Raw genomic sequence first — 4,081 nt, 5'->3', positions numbered from 1 at the left:
CTTAGAAATCAGATGACTGACAAGGATGGAAAGATTATAACAAAAGATTTCTTTGAAAAAATGCCAACTGTACAAGAGAGAAGAAATTGGATAGTAGAAAATATAAAAGGTATGTCTTGGAAAGAGGCTGGACATTTTTTAAGAAATGTTGGTTTTGGACAAGAAGTAGCAATATTAGATAGACACATTTTAAAAAATTTAGTAAGACTTCAGGTAATAGAAGAGATACCTAAAACTTTAAATAAAAAAACCTATTTAGAGATAGAGGACAAGATGAAAAAGTTTTGTGAAGAAGTATCTATTCCTATGGATAATATGGATTTATTGCTTTGGTATCTAGAGGCTGGAGAGATATTTAAATAACAGAAAATATTGAAAAAAAGGGTAAATCGTGTTATAATTTTCAAGATAATAAAAAAAATATGGAGGTAAAATGAAAAAAAACGCAACAGTTATAACTTATGGTTGCCAAATGAATGTTAATGAAAGTGCAAAAATAAGAAAAATAATGGAAAACTTAGATTATAATATGACTGATAATATAGATGAAAGTGATGTGGTATTTTTAAATACTTGTACAGTTAGAGAGGGTGCTGCAACACAAATTTATGGAAAGTTAGGAGATTTAAAAAGAGCTAGAGATAATAGAGGAACTAAAGTTATAATCACTGGATGTTTTGCTCAAGAGCAAGGAAAAAAACTTTTAGAAAAATTCCCATATATTGATATTATAATGGGGAACCAAAATATTGGAAGAATACCAGAGGCTTTAGATGATATAGAGAACAATAAAAAAGTTAAACACGTTATTTTAACTGATTATGAAGATGAACTTCCACCAAGAATAGATGCTGATTTTGACAATAAAATAACAGCATCAATATCAATTGGTTATGGATGTAATAACTTCTGTACTTATTGTATAGTTCCTTATGTTAGAGGTAGAGAAAGATATGTTCCTATGAATGAAATTGTTGAGCAAACAAAGGAATTTGTAAAGAAAGGGTATAAAGAAATTATGCTTTTAGCTCAAAATGTAAATTCATATGGAAGAGGGCTAAGTGAAAAGGAAACTTTTGCAAACCTATTACAAAGTTTATGTGATATAGAGGGAGATTTCTTAATAAGATTTGTTTCTCCACATCCAAGAGATTTTACAGATGATGTAATTGAAGTTATAGCAAATAATCCAAAAATAGCTAGAAGTATCCACATACCTCTACAATCTGGTTCAAGCAATGTTTTAAAACTTATGAACAGAGGATATACAAAAGAAAAATATTTAAACTTAATTGAAAAAATAAAAACTAGAATACCTGATATAGCAATTACTACTGATATTATAGTAGGATTCCCTCAAGAAACAGAGGAAGATTTCCAAGATACATTAGATGTTGTAAGAAAAGCTAAATATGATACAGCATTTATGTTTATGTATTCTATTAGACAGGGAACAAAAGCAGCTACTATGGATGGACAATTAAGTGATGAGGTAAAACACGATAGACTTCAAAGACTTATTGCTCTTCAAACAGAAATTTCTAAAGAGATAAGTGAAACTTATGAAGGAAAAGTAGAGAGAGTTTTAGTAGAAGGACCTAGTAAAAAGAATAAAGATGTTTTAAGCAGTAGAACTTCAACAAATAAAATAGTTTTATTTGAAGGGGATAAGAGCTTAGAGGGTCATTTTGTAGATGTAAAAATAACTCAATGTAAGACTTGGACTTTATATGGAGAACTAGTCAAATAATTTTTGGAGGAGTAAGATGGAATTTGATAAATTTCTACTAAGGGAACTTATAGAAATCTGTAAACAGCTAGAAATAGAAAATATTGCAGGTAAAAAGAAAAATGAAATAATTAATATATTAGAGGAACATTTTAAAAATTCAGATGACCTTACAATTGCTGGGGGAATCTTGGATATTATGGGAGATGGATACGGATTTTTAAGAGATACTACAGTAGAAGGAAAGAAAGATATCTATATTTCACTTTCTCAAATAAAAAAATTTAAATTAAGACCAAAGGATAGTGTTGTTGGGGTAGTTAGAAAACCAAAAGATGATGAAAAAAACTATGCTCTTCGAAAAGTTTTATTTGTTAATAATGATTCAACAGAAAAAGCTGAGGCAAGAGTTCCTTTTGAAGAGCTAACACCTTACTATCCAACTGAAAATTTAATTTTAGAAACAGATTCTTCAAATATTTCAGGAAGAATAATAGATATGATCTCTCCTATTGGGAAAGGGCAGAGAGGACTTATAGTGGCCCCACCAAAAGCAGGGAAGACAATTCTTATAAGTAGGATAGCAAACTCTATTATTGAAAATTATAAAGATGTAGATGTTTGGATTTTACTTATAGATGAAAGGCCAGAAGAGGTAACAGATATAAAGGAAAATGTTAAAGGTGCAGAGGTTTATTACTCTACATTTGACGAAGATCCTAAAAATCATATAAGAGTAACAGAGGAAATTTTAGAAAAAGCTAAGATAAAAGTAGAAAATGGTGAAGATGTTGTTATTTTAATGGATTCTCTTACAAGATTAGCAAGAGCTTATAATATAGTGGTTCCTTCTAGTGGAAAATTAATCTCTGGAGGAATAGATCCGAGTGCTCTTTACTATCCTAAAAACTTTTTTGGAGCAGCAAGAAATATAAAAAATGGTGGTAGTTTAACAATTATAGCTACTGCACTTGTTGATACAGGAAGTAAAATGGATGATATTATTTATGAAGAGTTTAAGGGAACTGGAAATATGGAGATACATTTAGATAGAACTTTAGCAGAACTTAGAATATATCCAGCTATTGATATTCAAAAATCAGGAACAAGAAAAGAGGAACTTTTAATAGATAAGAAAAAATTACCAGTGATATGGAATTTTAGAAGATATTTAGCAGGGCTTGATAAAGCTGGAGCTACGAAATATCTCATCAATGAAATAAAGTCCACAAAAACAAACAATGAAATGATTGAAAAATATTTAAAAAGCTCAACTGAAAAATAGGAAGGAGAATTTAATTAAATGGATTTAAAGAAAGAAACAATAGCAAAAGCATTAAAAAATTCTAATCAATTTGAAAAGTTAAAAAGAAACAAAGATGTTGTTGTAGTATTAGGAATTTTTGCAATAATAAATTTATTTATTATAAACTCATGTCTAAAACCATTTAGTAAAGAGGTAGTTAATACATCTAATTTTACAGAATATTATCAAAGTGAAGAAAAAGATGATTTAGATGATGTTTTTATGGTTTTAAGTAGAAACTATTATACAATAAAAAAGAACTACAATTTAAAAGATAAATCTTTTTTAAATCAACTTAAAGCAGAAGAAAAAAAGATAGAGGATAATATTTCAAAAGAAAATGTTGTTGAAAATGTAAAATCAGAGAACAGTATTAAAACAGAGGAAAAAGTTGAACCATTAAAAACTAATATGGTAGAAAAACAAACCTATATAGTTAAAGAGGGAGATGCTTTATTAAACCTTTCTGAAAAATTTTCACAGAGCTTATCAATCATCAAAGCAAATAATCCAAAGGTAACTACAAACCTTCAAATTGGACAAAAATTAATATTCCCTTCAGTTAATGGAATATATTATACTGTAAAAACAGGAGATAGTCTTTATGATATCTCAATAAAATATAAAGTTGATGTAGATACTATAAGAAAATATAATAATATATCTGGAGATACATTACAAATAGGACAAGAAATATTTTTAAAAGATCCATCTTTAAAATCTCTTCCTGTGGTTAGTGGAGAAAATTTTAAAATGCCAGTGAAATATAAAGGGATCACAAGTCCATATGGAAATAGATTCCATCCAGTATTAAAAAGATATATTCTTCATTCAGGTGTAGACTTAGTGGCAAGATACATACCTGTATCAGCCTCTAAAGCAGGAACAGTAACTTTTGTTGGAGTAGCTGGTGGATATGGAAATTTAATTAAGATAAAGCATTCCGATGGATATGAAACAAGATATGCACATCTAAATAAAATCCTTGTAAAAAAAGGTCAAAAAATAAGTCAAGGACAAGTGATCGCAGAAAGTGGAATGAGTGG

The 4,081-nt window shown here is 28.7% G+C and carries 4 protein-coding genes; all 4 read left to right on the top strand.

Annotated elements, in window-relative coordinates:
* Nucleotides 1–363, top strand: a 363-nt coding sequence (locus Q1J48_RS07380) for an 8-oxoguanine DNA glycosylase (protein WP_498040974.1), incomplete at its 5' end; no start/stop codon positions are given.
* Between the two features lie 70 nt (nucleotides 364–433).
* Nucleotides 434–1,750 (top strand): tRNA (N6-isopentenyl adenosine(37)-C2)-methylthiotransferase MiaB, encoded by a 1,317-nt coding sequence (gene miaB, locus Q1J48_RS07375; protein ID WP_300362332.1) that lies wholly within the window; start codon nucleotides 434–436, stop codon nucleotides 1,748–1,750.
* 16 nt (nucleotides 1,751–1,766) lie between these two features.
* Nucleotides 1,767–3,014, top strand: a complete 1,248-nt coding sequence (rho, locus tag Q1J48_RS07370; RefSeq protein WP_300362329.1) for a transcription termination factor Rho — start codon at nucleotides 1,767–1,769, stop codon at nucleotides 3,012–3,014.
* 18 nt (nucleotides 3,015–3,032) lie between these two features.
* Nucleotides 3,033–4,081, top strand: a 1,049-nt coding sequence (locus Q1J48_RS07365; protein ID WP_300362327.1) for a peptidoglycan DD-metalloendopeptidase family protein, incomplete at its 3' end; no start/stop codon positions are given.

This window comes from Fusobacterium sp. (assembly GCF_029258315.1).
Lineage (GTDB): Bacteria > Fusobacteriota > Fusobacteriia > Fusobacteriales > Fusobacteriaceae > Fusobacterium_B.
The sequence above is the reverse complement of the archived record's forward strand: the minus strand, read 5'-3'. Positions and strand labels throughout refer to the sequence as shown.